This window comes from Kitasatospora sp. NPDC040550 (genome assembly GCF_055594965.1).
The window spans coordinates 427,637-447,895 of the sequence record NZ_JBVIWC010000004.1 but is presented as its reverse complement, the minus strand read 5'-3'; the positions used below and the strand labels follow the sequence as shown (position 1 = coordinate 447,895).

Genomic DNA, 20,259 nt, shown 5'->3' with positions numbered 1-20,259 from the left:
TGATCACCCGAGCCGATCCGAGCGGTTCGAGCCGCTGATCCGCACCTCCGCACGCGGCTGAATCAGGCTGTCGCGAGCCGTCCGGCCGGACAGACGGACGGACGGTCGCCCGTCCGCGCCCTCCCACCGGCCGACCGGGCAGTTCCGACCCACCCACCCCTTCCCCCACCCCTTCCTTCCGCCCTGCCCAGGGAGTCGCCATGCCCCACGAACGCACGGTGCCGGACCTGTCCGCCGTCACGGACTTCCTGCTCTCCCGCGTATCCGAACTGTTGGACGTGTCCGCGAACACCCTGGACCCCCAGGCCCCGCTGCACCGGTACGGGCTGGACTCGGCGCGGTCGGTGGCGCTCGCCGCCGAGCTGTCCGAGTTCCTCGGGCGGGCCGTCCCCGCCACCTGGCTCTGGCAGTACCCGACCGTCGGCGAGCTGGCCCGGGCCCTGGTCGAGGGTCCGCGCGAGGCGCGGCCCGCCCGGGGCGCCGAGCGCGGCACCCGCACGCACGAGCCGGTCGCGGTCGTCGGCATCGGCTGCCGCTTCCCCGGCGGTCCGGACCCGTCCGCGTTCTGGCGGCTGCTGGTGGAGGGCGGTGACGCCGTCGGACCGGTGCCGGCCGCGCGCCGCGCGCTGATGAACGACGCGGTCCGCTGGGGCGGGTTCGTCGACGGCATCGACCGCTTCGACCCGCTGTTCTTCGGCATCTCGCCGCGCGAGGCCGTCCAGATGGACCCGCAGCAGCGGCTGGTCCTGGAGCTGTGCTGGGAGGCGCTGGAGGACGCGGGCATCGCCCCGCACACCCTGCTCGGCAGCGACACCGGGGTGTTCATGGCCTCCTGTTGGGGCGACTACGCCGCCCTGGCGCACTACCGGGGGCCCGACGCCCAGATCACCCCGCACACGGCGACCGGCATGCACGACGGCATCATCGCCAACCGGGTCTCCTACGTCCTGGGGTTGCAGGGCCCGAGCATGGCCATCGACGCCGCCTGCGCGGGCTCCCTGGTCTCGGTGCACGTCGGCTGCCAGTCGATCCAGCTCGGCGAGAGCGACCTGGTGCTGGCCGGCGGCGTCAACCTGAGCTTCGTCTCCGACTACTACACCGCGATGGCGGCGATGGGCGCGCTCGCCCCGGACGGCCGGTGCAAGTCCTTCGACGCCCGGGCCGACGGCTACGTCCGCGGCGAGGGCGCCGGTGTCGTCGTGCTCGCCCCGCTCAGCGTGGCCCTGGAGCGCGACCTGCCGGTGTACTGCCTGATCAAGGGCAGCTCCTCCAACAACGACGGCCTGAGCAACGGGATGACGGCGCCGAACCCGCAGGCGCAGGAGAAGATGCTGCGCACCGCGTACCGGCGGGCCGGTATCGATCCGCACCTGGTGGACTACATCGAGTGCCACGGCTCGGCGACGCCGCTCGGCGACCCGATCGAGGCCAATGCGATCGGCGCGGTCCTGGGCGGCGACCGCCGCGAGCCGCTGCGACTGGGCTCCGTCAAGTCCAACGTCGGCCACCTGGAGGCGGCCGCGGGCATCGTCGGGCTGGTCAAGCTGGCGCTGTCGATGCGCAACGGCGTGCTGCCGCCGAGCCTGCACTACAGCACGCCGAACCCGCAGATCCTCTTCGACGAGTACCGGCTGACCGTCCAGGACCGGCTGACGCCCTGGCCGCGGCACTCCGACGCGCGCCGGGGCGGGGTCAGCTCCTTCGGCTTCGGCGGCGCGATCTGCCACGTCGCCGTGGAGGAACTGCCGCGCCCCGAGGGCTCCCTGCTGCTGCTGGCCGCCGACTCCCGGGAGGCGCTGGCCGAACGGGCCCGGGCCCTGCGCGACGCCACCGACCTGCGCGAACTGTGCCGCCGCGCACCCGGCGAGGGGGCGTTCCGGCTCGCGGCCGCCGCCTGTGACCTGGCCGAACTCCGCACCCAGCTGGACGCCTTCGGCGCCGGTGCGCCGGCCCGCGGGCTGAGTGCGGGCGAGGCGGCCGGGCGCCGCCCGCGGGTGGCGTTCCTGTTCTCCGGCAACGGCTCCCAGTGGGTCGGCATGGGCCGCCGGCTGCTGGCCGGTATGCCGGTGTTCCGCCGCTCGATGATGCGCTCCGACCGGCGGATGCGGGAGCTGCTGGGCTTCTCGGTGGTCGAGCAGCTGCTCTCCCCGGACGGCCGCCTCGACGACATGGACGTGTTCCAGCCGCTGCTGTTCTCCCTCCAGGTCGCGCTGGCCGAGACCTGGCGCGCGCTGGGTGTGGAGCCGGACGTCGTGGTCGGGCAGAGCGTCGGCGAGTTCGCGGCCGCCCACGTGGCGGGCGCGCTCGACTTCGACGACGCCTCCCGGCTGGCCGCCCACCACGGGCGGCTGCTCCAGCAGTTGGCCGTCGGGCGGGGCGAGGGCATCGTGGTGATGACCGCCCCGGAGGAGGTCGAGCCGTACCTGACCGGCGGGCTCACCCTGTCCGGCCGCAACGGCCTGCGCTCCACCCTGGTCACCGGCACCCCGCAGGAGATCGACGGCCTGGTCCGGCGGCTCACCGACGCGGGCGTCACCAACCACCGGGTGCGGATGGGCCACGCCCCGCACTCCCCGCTGGTCGACCACGTACTCGCCCCGTTGAAGGTGGAACTCGACGGCATCCGCCCCCGGAGCACCCGGATCCCGATGATCTCCACCGTCACCGGCGAGGCCGTCGACGGCGCCGAACTCGGCCCGGACTACTGGGCGGAGAACCTGCGCCGGGAGATCCGGGTGGTCGACGCCCTGACCGGACTGCGCGAGCACGACGTCGACGCGGTGATCGAGCTCAGCCCGCACCCGCTGCTGCTCAAGTCGGTGTCGGAGCTGCTCCCCGCCGCCACCCTGCCCTCACTGCGGCGCGGCGAGGACGAGGCCGTCACCCTGCTCGGCTCGCTCGGCGCGCTGTACGCCGCCGGACTGCCCGTCCCGGCGCACCCGTTCCTGGCCGGTGACCGGGGCCGGCACACCGCCCCCGGCCAGGCCGACCCCGCGCCGGAGGGCCGGCTGCACCTGGTGCCCGTCACGGCCCGGACGGCGGGCGCGCTGGCCGACACCTGCCGCGAACTGTCCAACCACGTCGAACGCGACCCGGGCCTGCGGGTCGCCGACCTCGCGTACACCCTCGCGGCCCGGCGCACCCACCACAACCACCGGATCGCGCTGTTCGCCCGCAGCCGGCAGGACGTCCTGGACGGCCTCGCCCGGGTCGCGTCCGGCCGGCCGCACCCCGAGGTGGTCACCGGAACCGTCTCCGGGAACGTCGACCGCCGGGTGGCACTGGTGTTCTCCGGCGGCGGCACCCAGTGGGTCGGCATGGGCCGTGAACTGCTGCGCTCCCACGCCGGGTTCCGCGCCTCGATGACCGCCTGCGACGCCGCCGTGCGCGCGGCCGGCGGCTGCTCGGTGCTGGAGCAGCTGGCCGCCCCGGCCGAGCGGGCCCGGTACGAGGAGATGGACGTCCAGCAGCCGGTGCTGTTCGCCCTCCAGGTGTCGCTGGCGAAGGTCTGGCTCGGGCTCGGCGTCGAGCCGGCCGCCGTGGTCGGGCACAGCCTGGGCGAGGTCGCGGCCGCCTGCGTGGCCGGGGCGCTGTCGTTGGAGGACGCCGCCCGGGTCGTGGTCACCCGCTCGCACCTGCTGGAACGCAAGGCGGCCGAGGGCGCGATGATCTCGGTCGACCTGCCGGAGGCGGAGCTGCTGCCCCGGCTCGCCCCGTACGCCGCGCACGCGGCCGTCGCGGTGGTCAACAGCCCCACCAGCGCGGCGGTCTCCGGCTCGCCCGAGGCCGTCGACGCCCTGGAGGCCGACCTGCGGCGGGAGGGGGTGTCGGTCCGCCGGATCCGGGTCGAACGGCCGGTGCACAGTCCGGGGATGGATCCGCTGCTCCAGCCGCTGCGCGAGGGCATCGAGGGCATCAGCGCGCTGCCGCCCGTCATCGACTTCCACTCCACCGCGTTGGCCGGGGCGGTCAACCCGCCCACCGACGTGGACTACTGGGTGCACAACCTGCGCAACCAGGTCCGCTTCGCCGAGACCATCGGGGCGCTGGTCGACCGGGGCGTCGCCACCTTCGTCGAGATCGGCCCGCACGAGACGCTGCGCGGCGCGGTCGAGGAGATCGCCCTCACCCGCGGGGCGCGGGTGCACGCGGTCAACTCGCTGCGGCGCGAGGAGAGCGACCTGCGCTGCCTGCTGGGCGCGGCCGCCTCGCTGTACGTCCGGGGCCTGCCGCTGACCTTCGACCCGCTGTTCGACGACGACGTCGAGCCGGTGGAGACCCCGTTGGTGCAGTGGCAGAAGGAGCGCTACTGGATCGACACCGAGCCGCAGCCCGCCCGCGCGTCCGCCCCGGCTGCTCCGCCGGCCGCCACCTCCACCTCCACCGCCACCGCGCCCGCGGCCGCGGCCGCGGTACGGGCCACACCCGAGCCCGCGGCCCGGCCGGTGGCGGAGACCGTCCTCGCCGAACTCGCCGACGCGCTGGGCGTGCCGGTGAACGGCTTCGACACCGGTGCCTGTCTGCGCGACTTCGGCCTCGACTCGATGGTGGGGATCCGGCTGGTCAACCGGATGCAGGCGCTGTTCGGGCACCGGGTGTCGCCGGTGGTGTTCCTGGACGGCCGCCCGATCTCCGAGGTGGTCGGCCACTTCGTCGAGCTCACCGACGGCGGTGCGCCCGCGCCCGCTCCGACTCCCGCCACGGCGCCGCCACCCGCTCCCCGGCCGCACGCCGGCCCGGACCACGCCTTCCTCGACGAGCTCTCCGACCTGGACGCCGAGGAACTGCTGGACGAACTCGACGCCCGCGGCCTGCTGGACGCCACCGACGCGCCGGCCCTGGAGCAGCTGCGCGCCGACGGCCTCGGCCTCACCCTGGCCCCCGCCTCGCACGGTCAGGCCTCGCTCTGGTTCATGCAGATGGTCTCGCCGGACGCCGTCCCCTACAACTTCATGGTGACCGCCCGGGTCCGCCGCGCGGTCGACGAGAAGGCCCTGGAGCGCGCCGTCCGGGCCGTGCTGACCCGCCACCCGGCGCTGCGCACCCTCTTCGTCGAGGCGGGCGGGCGGCCGTACCAGGTCGTGCTGGACGAACCGGTGTACGAGTTCCTGGTGCTGGACGGCTCCGCGCTGGACCACGAGCAGGCCCGCGAGGAGCTGGCCCGGCAGGGGCACCGGCCGCTCGACCTGGACAACGGGCCGCTGGTGCGGGTCGTCCTGCTGAGCCGGGGCCCGGCCGACCACTACCTGCTGGTGCTGGTCCACCACATCGCCTCGGACGCGGCCTCCGCCGACGTGATGATCCGCGAACTCCAGGCCTTCTACGAGGGCGCCGACCCGGCGGCCGACGCACCGGCCGCCCCGTACACCGAGTTCGTCGAGTGGGAGCGGCAGTGGCTGGCCGGGCCGGCCGCCGGGGCGGCGCTGGACTGGTGGTCGGCGAAGCTCGCCGACCCGCCCGCCCACCTCGACCTGTCCGACCGGGAGCGGCCGCCGGGCGTCACCTACGAGGGCCGCGACCTGGCGTTCCGCTGGAGCGCCGAGGAGAGCCGGCTGCTACGGGAGTTCGCGCTGCGCGAGGGAGTGTCGATCAGCACCGTGGTGCTGGCCGGGTTCTTCGCCACGCTCAACCGCGCGGTCGGCACCGAGGACGCGGTGCTGGCCACCGCGATCGCCCAACGGGCCGAGCCCGGCTGGGAGTCCGCCGTCGGCTACTACCTCAACACCGTGCTGGTGCGGGCCAACCCGGCCGCCGACCGCAGCTTCCGCGACCTGCTGCGCGAGGTGCACGACTTCTCGCTCGGCCTGCTGGAGCACATGAACTACCCCCTCGACCTGCTGGCCTCCCGGCTCCGGCCGCCGCGCGCCGAGGGCCGCTCCCCGTGGTTCGACGTGGTGGTCAACTGGCTGTCCTCGGACGCCTTCCCCCGCTCCGTCAAGCTCTTCCACGGCGTCGGCTCCACCCTCACCCCGGACGGCGCGCTGCCGCTCGAACCGCTCCAGGTCCGCCGGCACCTCGCCAAGTTCGACCTGGAGATCTCGATGGCCGACATCGACGGCGAGGTGGCCGGCCACGTCCAGTTCAAACCGAGCTACCTGGAAAGGCACACCGTGACCGCACTGCTCGCGCTGTACCGCACCGTGCTCTTCGACTCGATCGCCCGGCCCGACCTCGCCCTCGGCGCGGTCGCCCCGGCCGGCCTGCCCGAGGAGACGGACCGGTGACCGAAACCCTGCACTCCGCCTTCGTCGAACTGGCCGCCAAGAACCCCGACGCGACCGCCGTCTACGCCGAGGCCGGCGTCCTCAGCTACGGCGAACTCGACCGCCGCTCGGCCGAGTTGGCCGAACGGCTGACCGCCGCCGGGGCCGGCCCGGGCGTCCCGGTCGGGATCTGCGTGGAACGCACCCCCGAGCTGCTGGTCGGCATCCTGGCCGCGCTGCGCAGCGGCGCCTGCTACCTGCCGCTGGACCCGAACTACCCCGCCGACCGGCTGGGCCTCATGGTGCAGGACAGCGGCACCCGGCTGCTGCTCACCACCCCCGCCTCCCGGGCGAGTTGCCCGCCCGGCCCGACCGTCCTGGTGCTGGACGGCGCCGCGGTGAGCACCGAGCCGGGCGCGAAGCCCGTCCCGGTCGTGCCCGGGGACACCGCGTACGTCATCTACACCTCGGGCTCCACCGGCCGGCCCAAGGGCGTGGCGGTGCGGCACGGCGGCGCGGTGGCGATGCTCGCCGCGATGGACCGCGTCCTGGAGGGCTGCGACCTGAGCGGGGTCGCGGCGGCCAGCTCGGTCTGCTTCGACATGTCCGTGATGGAGATCTTCAACGCACTGTGCCGGGGCGGCGCCGTGGTGCTGGTCGAGAGCGCCGTGCACCTGCCGGAGAGCCGGTACGCCGACCGGATCACCCACCTCAACGCCGTGCCGTCGGTGATGAACGGCCTGCTCGACGCCGGGGCGCTGCCGCCCAACCTGCGCACCGTGGTGTTCGGCGGCGAGGCGCTGCGCCGCAAGCTGGTCGACCGGACGTACCGGGAGACCGCCGCCACCCGGGTGTTCAACGCCTACGGCCCCACCGAGGGCACCGTGTTCTGCTCCTTCGGCCTCGTCCCCGAGGAGTCGGCCGAGGAGCCGACGATCGGCCCGCCGACCGAAGGCGCCCTGGTGTACGTGCTGGACGAGCAGCGGCGGCCGGTCCCGGCCGGCACCCCCGGCGAGCTGTACCTCGGCGGCGCCGGGGTCGCGCACGGCTACGTCAACCGGCCGGAGACCACCGCCGAGCGCTTCCTGCCCGACCCGTTCCACCCGGGCGGGCGGATGTACCGCACCGGCGACCTGGTCGAGTTCACCGAGGGCGGCGAGCTGCGCTTCCACGGCCGCACCGACCACCAGGTCAAGCTGCGCGGCTACCGGATCGAGCTGGAGGAGGTCGAGGCCCGGCTGACCGGCTGCCCCGAGGTCCGGGAGGCGGCCGCCGCCGTCCGCGGCAACCGGCTGGTCGGCTACGTGGTGCCCGCGGGCGACGACGGCCCCGCCCCGGACGGACCCCGGCTGGACCCGGCGCTCCAGGGCGCCGTCACCGCCCGGCTGGCCGCCGAGCTGCCCGACTACCTGGTGCCCGCCACCCTGGTGGTGCTGCCCGCCCTGCCGCTCGGGCCGGGCGGCAAGCTGGACCGCACCGCGCTCCCCGAGCCGCCGGCCGCCGGCACCGGCGGGCCGACGACCGCGCCGGGCACGCCCACCGAGATCGCCCTGTCCGAGATCTGGGGGCAGCTGCTCGACCTCGAACCGTCCGGCATCGACGTCCAGGCCGCCTTCTACGACCTCGGCGGCGACTCGCTGCTGCTGATCCGGCTGGCCCGGCTGATGACCCGTCGCTTCGACCGGCGGGTCCGGGTGCCCGACCTGTTCAGCTTCCGCGACATCGCCTCGCTCGCCCGCTGGCTCGACGAGGAGGAGGGCGCCACCCCCGAGGTGGTCCAGTCGGCCCGCCGCCGGGCCGGTGCCCGCCGCGCGGCCCTGCGCGGCCGCCCGGCCACCGACCGCCCCGGCACCGACGGCTGAGCGACCGAGAACTGAGCCCCGACCACCGAGCCGCCCCCACCCGCAACGGAGCAGGAGCCTTCCATGACCGACCGCCCCGAGCAGGACTACGACCCGGGCGACGTGGCCGTCATCGGCATGTCGCTACGGGCCCCCGGCGCCCGCACCAAGGAGCAGTTCTGGGACAACCTCGTCCACGGCCGGGAGTCGATCTCCTTCCTGGCCAAGGACGACATCCACGTCGACGAGACCCTGATCCACAGCCCGTTCTACGTGCGCGCCTGCGGCGTGCTGGACACCTACGACAGGTTCGACCCGTCGGTGTTCGGCATCAGCGACCGGATGGCCGCCGCGATGACCCCGGAGAACCGGCTGTTCCTGGAGAGCGCCTGGGAGTCGCTGGAGGACGGCGGCTACGACCCGGACCGGTTGGACGCCGAGATCGGGATGTACGGCGCCAACAACCCGCAGACCGCCGCGCTCTACAGCTCCCCGCCGGACCGGGTGTCGGTCGGCCCGGAGGCGATCGAGGCCAGCCTGGCCTGGTCGCCGGACACCATGACCTCCAACGCCCTGTACTACCTGGGGCTCACCGGTGAGGCCGTCACCGTCGCCGCGGTCTGCGCGGGCTTCCACTACGCGGTGCACCTGGCCTGTCAGTCGCTGCTGCTCGGCCAGACCGACCTGGCGGTCGCGGGCGGGGCGATGGTGCGGCTGCCGCACCCGCGCGGCCACCTGTGGGAGGAGAACCGGATCCTCTCCCGGGACGGCCACTGCCGCCCCTTCGACGCCAACGGCACCGGCACCGCGCTGTCCAGCGGCGTGGTCACCGTGCTGCTCAAGCCGCTGGGGCACGCCGTCGCCGACCGCGACCACGTCTACGCCGTGGTCAAGGGCACGGCCGTGAACAACAACGGGGTCAGCGCGATGGCCTACGGCCTGGCCCAGCCCGAGCGGCTGAGCGCCTGCATCGCGAGCGCCATGGAGGTCGGCGGCGTCGCCCCCGAGACGGTGGGCATGTACGAGGCCAACGGGCTCGGCCTGCCGATGACCGACGAGCTCGAGGTGCACGCGGCGACCATGGCCTTCGGCAAGCAGACCGCGACCACCTCGATCGGCGGGGTGAAGGGCAACGTGGGCCACGGCGGCGTGGTCTCCGGCGGCTTCGGGGCGGTCAAGGCCGCGCTGGCGCTCTATCACCAGCAGCTCCCGGCGACGATCAACCTGACCGAGGTCAACCCGGACCTCGACCTGCCCGGCACACCGTTCGTGCCGCAGCTCGAAGGGGCGGACTGGGAGCCGGAGTCCGGCATCCGCCGGGCGGGCATCACCTCGATCGGCGGCGGCGGCTACAACGCCCACCTGCTGCTGGAGGAGCCGCCGGCCCCCGCCCGGCGCGAGCCCGAGGAGGCGGGCCGGCCCCGGCTGGCCACCCTGTCCGCCCTGGACGACGAGGCGCTGGCCCGCCAGCGCGGCCGGCTCCGGGAGCGGCTGGCGGCCGACCCGGGGCTGCGGCTGGACGACGTCTGCTACAGCCTCAACCTCGGCCGCAAGGTGCTGCCCCGCCGGTGGGCGGCCGTGGTGCGCAGCCGGGAGGAGCTGATCGCGGCGCTCGCCGGTGAGCCCACGGGCGGCGTCGTCACCTCGACCGCCACGGCTGCCGCCGCCGTCCCGGCGTCCGACTCCGACGCCTTCGCCCGCACCGACGCCGGGATCGTGCCGTCCGGCCGGGACGCCGGGGCACTGGCCGAGCTGGCCGCCGCCTGGGTGGGCGGCCGGTCGGCGGACTTCGCGGCACTGCACCGCGGCGAGGCCAGCCACCGGGTGCCGCTGCCCACCTACCCGTTCCAGCCGCGCCGGTTCTGGCGCACGGACTGGTGACCGTGCGCACCCCGGGCCCGGCCTCGACAGCGGCCCCGGCCCCGACACCAGGCCCGAGCCCGGCCCCGGCCGCCGTGGACCTGGGCGACCCGGCCACCTTCGCCGACCCCGACCTCGACCTCGACGCGTACTGGCGCACCCTGCGCGACACTTCGCCACTGCACTGGAACCCCCCGGTCGACGGCCGGCGCGGGTTCTGGGTGCTCTCCCGGCACGAGGACATCCTGGCCACCTACCGGGACGACACCCACTTCACCTCCGAGCGCGGCAACGTTCTGGTCACCCTGCTGGAGGGCGGCGACGCCGGGGCCGGCCGGATGCTGGCCGTCACCGACGGGCACCGCCACCACGAGCTGCGCAAGATCCTGCAACGGGTGCTCTCCCCCCGGGTGCTGGACGAGGTGGCCGTCACCGTGCGGGCCAACACCCGGCGGTGGATCCGCGAGGCGGTCGAGTCCGGCGGCTGCGACTTCGCCGAGCGGATCGCCGCCCGGATCCCGATGACCACGATCTGCAGCCTGCTCGGCGTGCCCGAGCGGGACCAGGACCTCCTGCTCGACCTGACCAGGACGGCGCTGTCGGCGGACGACGAGGACGTCGACGAGGTCGACTCCGAGATGGCCCGCAACGAGATCCTGATGTACTTCATGGACGTCGTCGAGGAGCGCCGCGAACACCCCGGCGAGGACGTGATCAGCATGCTGATCGCCAGCTCCGTCGACGGCGTGCCGCTGACCGACGAGGACGTGGTGCTCAACTGCTACAGCCTGATCATCGGCGGCGACGAGACCAGCCGGCTGACGATGATCGACTGCGTCCGCACCCTGGCGGCCCGGCCCGACCAGTGGCAGCGGCTCAAGCGGGGCGAGGTCGAGGTCGGGACGGCCGTGGACGAGGTGCTGCGCTGGGCCTCGCCCACCCTGCACTTCGGGCGCAGCGTCGTCCGGGAGACCGAGGTGCACGGCGTACGGCTGCGGCCCGGCGAGATCGTCACGCTCTGGCACGCCTCCGGCAACCGGGACGAGCGGGTCTTCGACCGGCCCGGGCTCTTCGACCTCGGCCGCACCCCCAACAAGCACCTGGCCTTCGGGTACGGCCCGCACTTCTGCGTGGGCTCCTACCTGGCCAAGGTGGAGATCGCCGAACTGCTCAGGGCGCTGCGGGACTTCACCACCGGGTTCGAGCAGACCGCCGAGCCGCGGCCGATCCGCTCCAACTTCCTGACCGGGTTCGCCACCCTGCCGGTGCGCTTCGACCCGGACCGCGCCGGGCTGGCAGCCGGACCGGAAGGGGCCGACTGACGCGCTGCCGCCGACACCGAGACCCGACCAGTGAGCGCAGGAGGACGGATGAACATCTACCTATCGGGACAGGGGGCGTTCGCGGTGCAGGTCGCGGAGGCCCTGCTGGACAGCGGGCACAAGATCGTCGGCGCGGCCGCGCCCCGGCTGCGCAAGGGGAAGTCCGACGAGGCCGACGCGATGTGCTGGGACCGCGTGCGGTCCTGGGCGTTCCCCAGGGACATCCCCTGGACGGACTCGGCCGAACTGCGGGCGCGGCACGTCCCGGACGGGGTGGACGTCATCCTCGCCGCGCACTCGCACGCCTTCCTCGGCCGGGAGACCCGCGCCCGGGCCACCGTCGCCACCATCGGCTACCACCCCAGCCTGCTGCCGCTGCACCGAGGCCGGGACGCGATCCGGTGGACGATCCGGGACGGCGACAAGGTGACCGGCGGGAGCGTCTACCACCTGACCGAGCGCACCGACGCCGGCCCGATCGCCGCCCAGCAGCACCTGTTCGTGCCGCCGGGCTCGACCGTGCAGAGCCTGTGGCGCGACCACCTGGCGCCGCTCGGGGTGCGACTGCTGCTCAAGGTGGTCGCCGACCTGGCCGCCGACCGGCGGATCGAGGTCCCGCAGGACGAGTCGCTGGCGACCTGGGAGCCCGCGATGGGCGCGCCACCGCTGTTCAAGCCCGAGCTGATCGCGCTGCCGGGCACAGCGCGGGTCGACGGCAGCAGGTGGGCACTGCACGAGCAGTGAGCCCGCACGCCGCAGGCCGTCGGCCCCGCCCCCTGGCGAACGGCGGGCGGGGCCGACGGCCTGCGGCGCGTCAGTCCCCGGCAGCGGCCCGGGCGGTGCCCTCGGCCTCGGGACGGCCGGGCAGCAGCAGGCAGAGCGGCACCGCGGCGGCGGTGAGCGCCACCGACCACCAGAAGGCCTGGTCGAAGCCCCGGGCCAGGGCGACCGGGGTGCGGTCGCCGCCGGTGCCGTGCTGGAGCACCACGGTGAGCAGCGCGATGCCCACCGAGCCGCCGATCTGCTGGGCGACCCTGGTGATGATGCTGGCGTCGGGGATCTCGGCGCGCTCCAGACCGACGAAGGCGGCCCCGGCCGGGGCGATCATGGCGGCGCCCAGCGCGAGCCCGCGGACGAACAGGGCCGCCGCCCGCGGCGAGGTCGACCCGGCCAGGCTCACCCCCCGGCTCAAGTCGCTCCCCTTCGACCTGCTGCGCCTCCAGATCCTCACCACGTTCGCGCCCGCGCCCGACGACGCCCTGGAGGAGATCGTCGACACCCTCTTCCTGCCCCTGCTGCGCTGACGCCCGCCGGACCGGGCCGTCCGAGCGCCCGGCGCTCCGACCGCCCGGCACTCCGGCGGCTCAGCCACTCGACGGCTCAGCCACTCGACGGCTCAGCCGCTCAACGGCTCGGCCATGGCGACGGCGACCCGGCGGGGCGGGGTGAAGGGCTCGCGGGCGTGGGCGGTCAGCATGTTGTCGAGCATGACGACGTCGCCCTCCCGGTAGTCGAAGCGCGTCGAGGCCTTGCGGTAGCAGTCCCGCACGTGCGCCATCACGTCGTCCGGGATCGGGCCGCCGTCGCCGTAGTAGGTGTTGTTGGGCAACTCCTCGACGGCGAAGAGGGCTTCGAGGCCGGCCCGGAGGCCGGGCGAGAGGGTGGAGAGGTGGAACATGGCCGCGTGGTTGAACCAGACCGGCTCTCCGGTCTCCGGGTGGGTCCGGACGGCGTCACGGACCACCCGGGTGCGCAGGGTGCCGTCGTCGAGCCACTCGGGCTCGATCCGGTTGGCCGCGCAGTAGGCCGCCACCTCGCCCCGGTCGGTGGTCCCGAAGACGTCCTGCCAGGGCAGGCCGAAGCCGGGGCCGAAGTTGCGGACCAGCATCCAGCGCCGCCGGGTGAAGTCGGCCAGCACCTCCGGGTCGAGCAGCCGGAGGATCTCCCGGCAGTCGGCCAGCGGGGTCGCGCCGCGGTCGGCGGGCGGCTGGACGCAGTGGAAGAACAGCGTCATCGGCCAGGAGGCCTGGTACGAGTTCTCGTTGTGGAAGAAGATCTCCTCCCGGGCCGGGTGCTCGGTCGAGGTGTAGACCCCGCCCTGGATCCGGCTGCGCGGGGACGACTTCTCCTGGTACGGGAGCGGCGGGCCGGCCAGCCGGCGGACGGTCTCCTCGAAGTCCTCGACGCCCCGCAGCGCGAAGCCGCGCAGCAGCACGGCCCCGTGGCTGCGGACGAGTTCCCGGATCCGCGCGCGGTGCCGCCGGGCGTGGTCGACCAGCAGGGTCGACGCCCGGTCCGGCTCGATCCGGTACGGGAGCGTCATCGGGCGCTCACCGCCGACGCGGGCCGCGCGGACTCCGGCCCGTCCTCCAGGGCCGCGCCGAGCGAGCGGATCGTCGGGTGGTCGAGCAGCATCCGGCTCTCCAGCCGGATGCCCAGCTTCGCCGCCCGGCCCGCCACCAGCAGGGTGGCGACCGAGTCGCCGCCGACGTCCAGGAAGTGGTCGTCGATGCCGACCTCGTCCAGGCCGAGCACCTCCTGCCAGATCCCGGCCAGCGCCCGCTGCAGCGGGGTGACCGGCGGGGCGCTCGGGCCGGAGCCCTCGACGGGGGCGTCCGGGAGGCGGGAGCGGTCCACCTTGCCGTTGGCGGTCAACGGCAGGGCCTCCACCGGCACCACGACCGAGGGCACCAGGTAGCCGGGCAGCACCTCGCGGGTCCAGGCCCTGATCTCCTCCGCCTGCGGCTGCGCCCCGGGCCGGCCGGTCACGAAGGCGATGATCCGCCGGGTCTCCCCGACGTCCCGGACCACGGCGGCCGCGGCCGCCACCTGCTCGTGCCGCTGGAGCACCGCCTCGATCTCCCCCGGGCTGACCCGGTGGCCGTTCACCTTCGCCTCGTCGTCCAGCCGGCCGATGAACTCCACCGAGCCGTCCGCGAGGTAGCGTCCCGCGTCGCCGGTCCGGTAGAGCCGACTGCCGGGCGGCCCGTACGGGTCGGGGACGAAGTGCCCGGCGGTCGGGCCGGGCAGTCCCGCGTACCCGCGCGCCACGCCCGCTCCCCCGATGTGGATCTCCCCGGCGACCCCGACCCCGGCGATCCCCAGATCCGGATCCAGCACGTACTGGCGGACGTTGGAGATCGGCCGGCCGATCGGCACGGCCGGTCCGGCGGGGAGCGGGTCGGACACGAAGGCGGCCGAGGAGCCCACCGTGGCCTCGGTCGGGCCGTACTCGTTGACCACCCGCAGCTGCGGCATCCGCTCCAGCCACGGGCGCACCAGCTCGGTCGGCAGTGCCTCCCCGCCCACCACGAAGGTGCCCACCTCGGGGGTGTGGAAGGAGAGCGGGAGGGCGTGCTCCAGCATCCGCAGGTGCGCCGGGGTGAGCTTGACCAGGTCGAACCGGACGCCCTGGCGCAGCAGTTCGGCCAGTTCGTCGACCCCCTGGCCGTCCGGGACGATCCGGACGCCGGCACCGGTGACCAGCGGGGCGAGCAGGCCGGTCAGCGTCAGGTCGAAGGTGAGCGGGGTGTGCAGCGCGGCGCCCTCGGCCGCGGGGTCGCCGGTCAGGTAGGCGCGGGCGGCGTGGTCCACGTAGTTGGCGAGCGCCTGCTGCTCGATCAGGACGCCCTTCGGCCGGCCGGTGGAGCCGGAGGTGTAGAGCACGTAGGCGAGGTGGTCCGGTCGGACCGCGACCGGCTCCAGCGGGCGACCGCCGCCGTGGTCCACGTCCAGCACCGGGACCGCCTGGCCGGCGAGGAGCCCGGCGGTCCGGGCGTCGCCGATGACGCCGCAGGGCTCGGCGTCCGCGAGGACGGCCCGGATCCGCTCCTTCGGCCACTCCGGGTCCAGCGGCACGAAGGCGGCACCGGCCCGCAGCACCGCGAGCACCGCGGCGACCAGGGCGGGCGAGCGCGGCAGGCAGATCGCGACCCGCTGCTCCGGCCGGGCCCCGACGGCGTGCAGCCGACCGGCCAACTCTCCGGCCCAGCTGTCCAGTTCCGCGTAGTCGAGGTCGCCGATGCCGGTCAGCAGGGCGGGCCGCCCGCCGTCCCGCTCGGCCCAGCGCGCGAAGCGTCGGTACACCGGCTCGGCCGCCGGGACGGCGGGCCCGGCGGAGAGTTCGGCCAGCCGTTCCGCCGTTCCGCCCGGTGCGGCGGTGCTGTCGTGATCGGCCCTCTCGGGCTCGGCTCTGTCGGGCTCGGCTCTGTTCTGCTCGGCCTGCAACGCGGACTCCTCATTCCTCCCACGACCCGGTCCGGCCCGGGTCGTTCGGCGAGTTGACTCGACTGCTCGACTGCTCGACTGCACGGCTGGGCGACCGCTCGACCGGGCGACGGGCGCCCCGCCGGCTCAGCCCTGCGGCCCGGCCCTGCGGCTCAGCCCCGGGGCTCGGGCCGCAGTTCGAGGGTGCAGCACTTCGCGGCGCCGCCCGCCTTGAGAAGCTCGGTGGTGTCCACCCCGACCGGGTTGAAGCCGCGCTCCCGGAGCTGCTCGATCAGGCCGGCCGCCGCCTGCGGCAGCACCACGTTGAGGCCGTCCGAGAAGGCGTTGAGGCCGAACACCGCGGCGTCCTGGGCATCGGCGAGGATCGCGTCCGGGAAGAGGGTCTCCAGGACGGAGCGGCTGCCGGGGGTGAAGGCCGCCGGGAAGTACATCACCTCGGTGTCGGACAGCACCGAGAGCGCGGTGTCCAGGTGGTAGTGCTCGGGGTTGACCAGGGTCAGCGAGGTGACCGGCAGCCCGAAGAACTCCTGCGCCTCGTAGTGCGAGCGCTGGTCGGTGCGGAAGCCGGTGCCGGCCAGGATCCGCCGCCCGACCGGCAGGTAGTCGCCCTCGCCCTCGTTGACGAACTCGGGCCAGAGCACCTCGCGGTAGCCCTGCTGGACGAACCAGGCCAGGTAGGCCGGCCCCTCGGCGGTCCGTTCGACGTGCCGGAACCGGGCCCCGAGGACCTTGCCGTCCACCACCGTCGCGCCGTTGGCGGCGAAGACCATGTCCGGCAGGCCGGGTACCGGCTCGATCACCTCGACGGTGTGGCCCAGCGACAGGTACACCTCGCGCAGCCGCTCCCACTGGAGCAGCGCCGACTCGCGGTCCACCGGCTTCTCGGGGTGCATCCACGGGTTGATGGAGTACGTCACGTCGAAGTGCTGCGGACGACACATCAGGAGTCGGCGCGGGGTGGCCCTTCGGGCCGTCGGCCGTATCGGCTCGGGCTGAGTACCGCCACTGGACACAGGGATCTCCTCTGCGATGGTGGTTTCAGGAGAGGGAATGGGGTGCCGGGTCGCCGTGCGGACCGCGGCGCCGGTGGGGGTGCACCAGGGCCCGGTCACGAAACGCCGTCACCGCGACGATCCTGACATGTCATCGGCAAGCCCACAATCACCCGACCCTAGCAGTCGACCTGCCCATTGTCCCGGGTGTTCATGCCACGAACGGCCGACCGGACTCCGCCGCTCCGCCCGGCCGGCGGGCGGTTCGCCGCCCGCGGCCCCGGCGACATAACGGGCACAACCGCTCCGTTACCCCTCCAACCGCCCCAGGGGGGATCAATGATCCGGGGCCTTGACTTCCCCGGGCGTCAGTCAATAGCTTGCGCCGGAGTGCCCAGATGCCCCGAACCGCGCAATCACGACCCGGCATCGCCGAACTCCACCGGAATTCCGGCGATCCGCGGGAAGGAAAGGTCGGACCGCCGGATGACGAACCAGGACACCGGGACCGGAACGCCGGCCGAGGAACAGCGCCCCACCCTCCGGGAGATTCCGCTCGCCCACCCGCAGGAACGCCTCTGGTTCCTGCACCAGCTCCATCCGGACGTGCCGGTGTACAACGAGCCGGCCGCCTACGGAATCACCGGCGAACTCGACGTCCCGGCGCTCACGGAGGCGATCCGGGCGCTGGTCGGACGGCACGAACCGCTCCGGACCGGATTCGCCGTCCGGGGGGACCGGCCGGTCCAACTGATAGCCGACGAACTGCCCTTCGAGTTCCCGGTGGAAGACCTCGGAACGGATGCCGGGGCGGTCCTGCGCCGGCTTTCCGAAGCCGCCTCGAAACCCTTCGACCTGAGCCGCCCCGGGCTTTTCGACATCCGGCTGGCGAAGCTGTCCGAAAACCACCACATCCTGTACCTCAACCTCCACCACCTCATCACGGACGGCCAGTCCGGCCGACTTCTGATCGATGAGATCGGCCGTTCCTACCGGAACGTGAAATCCGGCCGCCCGCCCGTTTCCGAGCCGCTCCCGGTGAGTTATTCACGGTATTCGGTGCAGCAGCGCGAGCGCCTAGCCGGCGCGGCGGCCGAAGCCGACCTGGCGTACTGGGAGTCGGCGCTGACCGGCGTTCCCGGCCTGCTCCGGCTGCCCGCCGACCGCCCGCGCGGGGCCACCCAGGACTTCACCGGGGCCGACTTCCGCTTCAAGCTCTCCGGTTCGTCCACGCAACGCCTCACCGAAGTCGCCAAGCGGTACAACGCGTCGCACTACATGGTCCTGCTCGCGGCATTCAACCTCCTGCTGCACCGGTACTCGGGGCAGCAGTCCCTCGTGGTCGGCACCCCGGTCGCGAACCGGCCGGGCGATGGCCTGGAACAGACCCTCGGATTCTTCGTCAACACCCTCCCGATCCGCAGCGACCACGCCCCCGGGCAGACCTTCGCCGAGTACCTGGGCGCGCTGCGCGAGACCTGCCTGGACGCCTTCGCCCACCAGGAGACCCCGTTCGACCACATCGTCCAACGGCTCGGCCTCCAGGGCGAACTGAGCCACGCCCCGCTGGTGCAGACGGTCTTCGCGTACAACCACACCCAGCACCGCCCGCACCTCGCCGGCCTGGACGTCCGCCCGCTCGACGTACGCACCGCGACCGCCCGCTACGAGCTCGGCCTCTACCTGGACCGCTCGCCGCAGGGCGGCCTGGACGGCCGGTTCGAGTTCGCCACCGCGCTCTTCGACCGCACCACGGTGGCCCGGCTCGCCGAGAACTACCGGACGCTGCTGGACGGGCTGTTGGCCGACCCCGACCGGCCGCTGGAGGCGTACGAGCTCTGCTCACCCGCCGAACGCGCCCTGATCGCCCGCTGGAACCGCACCGGGGCGCAGTTCCCGGAAGAGCGCTGCGTGCACGAGTTGTTCGAGGCGCAGGCCGCCCGCACGCCGGACGCCGTCGCGGTGAGCGCGGCGGACGGCGAGCTGACGTACCGTGAACTGGACCGCCGCGCCTCGGCCCTGGCCGAGCGGCTGCGCGGGCGCGGGGTCGGCCCGGACCAGTGCGTCGGCGTGTTCGTCGAGCGCTCGGTGGCCCTGGTGGTGGCCCTGCTCGGCATCCTCAAGGCCGGCGGCGCCTATCTGCCGCTCGACCTCGCGGCGCCCCGCGCCCGGCTGGAGCAGATCCTGTGGGACGCCCGCGCCCGGGTGGTGCTGACCGGCGGGGTGCCGCTGGAGCCGTTCGACGGCATCGAGCCGATCGGCCCGCTGCCGGACCCGGACCCGGCGGACGGCCCCGACCACCCCGAGCAGGCGGCCCGCCCGGCCCACCTCGCGGCCCATCCGGAGCACCTGGTCTCGGTGTACTACACCTCCGGCTCCACCGGCGCCCCCAAGGGCGTGGCCAACCGGCACCGCGGCTGGGTCAACCGGCTGACCTGGATGCAGCGCCGGCACGCCCTGCACCCGGGCGAGACGGTGCTGCACAAGACCACCCTCACCTTCGACGACTCCGCCCTGGAGATCTTCTGGCCGCTGTCCGTCGGCGGCCGGGTGGCGGTGCTGCCGCCCGACCTGCACCGCGACCCGCAGGCCATCGTCGAGGCCCTGGCCCGGCACCGCTCGGTGTACCTCCAGGTCGTCCCCAGCATGCTCAACTCCGTGCTGGACGTGGTGGAGCAGCGCGGCGCCGCCGGGCTGGAGGCGCTGCGCGGCACCACCTCCAGCGGCGAGGCGCTGTCCCCCGGCACCGTGCGGCGCTTCCGCGCGCTGATGCCCGGCGAACTGCACAACACCTGGGGCGCCACCGAGGTCTCCATCGACTCCACCCACCACACCTGCACGGCCGAGGACCTCACCGGCGCCGGACCGGTCAGCCTGGGCCGGCCGTTCGACAACAACACCGTGCACGTGCTGGACGCCTCGCTCCGGCCGGTCCCGATCGGCGTCGTCGGCGACCTGTACATCGGCGGCGTCGGCCTGGCCCGCGGCTACGCGGGCGACCCGGCCCGCACGGCCGCCGCCTTCGTCCCGCACCCCTCGCTGACCGGCGACCGGCTCTACCGCACCGGCGACAAGGGCCTGCTGCGGCCGGACGGGCGGCTGGAGTTCGTCGGACGCACCGACCACCAGGTCAAGATCCGCGGCATGCGGGTGGAACTGGGCGAGATCGAGGCGGTACTGGAGGCCCACCCCGGGGTGAAGGAGGCGGTCGTCCTGGTCCACGAGGGCGAGAACGGGCTGCGCCGTCTGGTCGCCTACGTGACCGCCCTGCGGCCCGACCGGCGGCCCTCCGCCGAGGAGGTGCGCGCCCACGTCGGACAGCGGCTGCCGGAGTACATGGTGCCCTCCTTCGTCACCGTCCAGGACCGCTTCGAGGTGAACACCAACGGCAAGGTCGACCGCGGCGCGCTGGCGCCCCCGGAGCGCCTGCTGGACGACGCCGGGGCCCCGGGCGAGCCCTGCGAGGGGCCGGTCGAGGCCTTCGTCGCCGACATCTGGCGCGACCTGCTCGGCCTGACCCGGATCGGGGCGCTGGACGGCTTCTTCGCCCTGGGCGGCAACTCCCTGGTCGCCACCCGGTTCGTCTCCCGGGTGCGCCAGCGGGCCGGCATCGACCTGCCGCTGATGTCGGTCTTCACCAAACCGACGCTGCGCGAACTGAGCGCCGAGGTCGAGCAGCTGCTGGTGCGACGGCTGGAGGAGATGACCGAGGCCGAGGCCGGGGAGCTGCTGCGGCAGCTGTCCTGACTCCGGGCCCACCCGACCGCCGGCCCACCGGGCCGGCGGTCCGACCACTTCTCGACCATTTCGCGAC

11 protein-coding genes are annotated in these 20,259 nt (G+C 74.1%); 7 read left to right on the top strand and 4 right to left on the bottom strand.

Going from position 1 to position 20,259, the window contains the following annotated elements:
* Positions 1-200 precede the first annotated feature (200 nt).
* The 5 genes from ACZ58X_RS09495 to ACZ58X_RS09475 all read left to right on the top strand — a co-directional run bounded on the left by ACZ58X_RS09495 (position 201) and on the right by ACZ58X_RS09475 (position 11,970).
* A complete protein-coding gene (locus ACZ58X_RS09495) occupies positions 201-6,224 on the top strand; it encodes an acyltransferase domain-containing protein (protein ID WP_470333067.1) in 6,024 nt (2,007 codons plus the stop codon).
* Positions 6,221-8,065, top strand: a complete 1,845-nt coding sequence (locus ACZ58X_RS09490; protein ID WP_470333066.1) for a non-ribosomal peptide synthetase — start codon at positions 6,221-6,223, stop codon at positions 8,063-8,065. Before ACZ58X_RS09495 ends, ACZ58X_RS09490 begins: the two co-directional genes overlap by 4 nt.
* A 63-nt stretch (positions 8,066-8,128) precedes the next feature.
* Positions 8,129-9,925 carry a beta-ketoacyl synthase N-terminal-like domain-containing protein gene (locus ACZ58X_RS09485; protein WP_470333065.1) on the top strand — a complete coding sequence of 599 codons (1,797 nt, stop codon included), beginning with the start codon at positions 8,129-8,131 and terminating at the stop codon, positions 9,923-9,925.
* Positions 9,922-11,226 carry a cytochrome P450 gene (locus ACZ58X_RS09480; RefSeq protein ID WP_470333064.1) on the top strand — a complete coding sequence of 435 codons (1,305 nt, stop codon included), beginning with the start codon at positions 9,922-9,924 and terminating at the stop codon, positions 11,224-11,226. The genes ACZ58X_RS09485 and ACZ58X_RS09480 overlap by 4 nt, the downstream gene beginning before the upstream one ends.
* A gap of 48 nt (positions 11,227-11,274) precedes the next feature.
* Positions 11,275-11,970: a formyltransferase family protein gene (locus ACZ58X_RS09475; RefSeq protein ID WP_470333063.1), complete on the top strand. Its 696-nt coding sequence runs from the start codon at positions 11,275-11,277 to the stop codon at positions 11,968-11,970.
* 70 nt (positions 11,971-12,040) lie between these two features.
* Here the strand turns inward: ACZ58X_RS09475 and ACZ58X_RS09470 are convergent, their stop codons facing one another.
* Complete coding sequence (locus tag ACZ58X_RS09470) at positions 12,041-12,334, bottom strand: hypothetical protein (protein WP_470333062.1); 294 nt, start codon at positions 12,332-12,334, stop codon at positions 12,041-12,043.
* Here ACZ58X_RS09470 and ACZ58X_RS09465 point away from each other — a divergent pair.
* A complete protein-coding gene (locus tag ACZ58X_RS09465; protein WP_470333061.1) occupies positions 12,333-12,530 on the top strand; it encodes a TetR/AcrR family transcriptional regulator C-terminal ligand-binding domain-containing protein in 198 nt (65 codons plus the stop codon). The two genes, ACZ58X_RS09470 and ACZ58X_RS09465, sit on opposite strands and share 2 nt — an antisense overlap.
* Positions 12,531-12,622: 92 nt before the next feature.
* Here ACZ58X_RS09465 and ACZ58X_RS09460 read toward each other — a convergent pair whose 3' ends face one another.
* The 3 genes from ACZ58X_RS09460 to ddaH all read right to left on the bottom strand — a co-directional run bounded on the left by ACZ58X_RS09460 (position 12,623) and on the right by ddaH (position 16,466).
* Positions 12,623-13,549, bottom strand: coding sequence for a TauD/TfdA family dioxygenase (locus ACZ58X_RS09460; protein WP_470333060.1), 927 nt, complete (start codon positions 13,547-13,549; stop codon positions 12,623-12,625).
* Positions 13,546-15,453, bottom strand: a complete 1,908-nt coding sequence (locus ACZ58X_RS09455) for a non-ribosomal peptide synthetase (RefSeq protein ID WP_470333059.1) — start codon at positions 15,451-15,453, stop codon at positions 13,546-13,548. The genes ACZ58X_RS09460 and ACZ58X_RS09455 overlap by 4 nt, the downstream gene beginning before the upstream one ends.
* A 152-nt stretch (positions 15,454-15,605) precedes the next feature.
* Positions 15,606-16,466, bottom strand: coding sequence for a dimethylargininase (gene ddaH, locus ACZ58X_RS09450; protein WP_375890456.1), 861 nt, complete (start codon positions 16,464-16,466; stop codon positions 15,606-15,608).
* Positions 16,467-16,931: 465 nt separating this feature from the next.
* Between ddaH and ACZ58X_RS09445 the strand changes: the two genes are divergently transcribed.
* The gene (locus ACZ58X_RS09445; RefSeq protein ID WP_470333058.1) at positions 16,932-20,192 is read left to right on the top strand and encodes a non-ribosomal peptide synthetase; all 3,261 of its coding nucleotides are present in this window, start codon (positions 16,932-16,934) and stop codon (positions 20,190-20,192) included.
* The last annotated feature ends 67 nt before the right edge of the window (positions 20,193-20,259 follow it).

Bases quoted from the DNA above. Each gene is read 5' to 3' on its own strand.
- ACZ58X_RS09495 (WP_470333067.1), top strand. From the start codon at position 201: ATGCCCCACGAACGCACGGTGCCGGACCTGTCCGCCGTCACGGACTTC.
- ACZ58X_RS09485 (WP_470333065.1), top strand. From the start codon at position 8,129: ATGACCGACCGCCCCGAGCAGGACTACGACCCGGGCGACGTGGCCGTC.
- ACZ58X_RS09475 (WP_470333063.1), top strand. From the start codon at position 11,275: ATGAACATCTACCTATCGGGACAGGGGGCGTTCGCGGTGCAGGTCGCG.
- ACZ58X_RS09465 (WP_470333061.1), top strand. From the start codon at position 12,333: ATGGCGGCGCCCAGCGCGAGCCCGCGGACGAACAGGGCCGCCGCCCGC.
- ACZ58X_RS09470 (WP_470333062.1), bottom strand. From the start codon at position 12,334: ATGATCGCCCCGGCCGGGGCCGCCTTCGTCGGTCTGGAGCGCGCCGAG.
- ACZ58X_RS09460 (WP_470333060.1), bottom strand. From the start codon at position 13,549: ATGACGCTCCCGTACCGGATCGAGCCGGACCGGGCGTCGACCCTGCTG.
- ACZ58X_RS09445 (WP_470333058.1), top strand. From the start codon at position 16,932: ATGACGAACCAGGACACCGGGACCGGAACGCCGGCCGAGGAACAGCGC.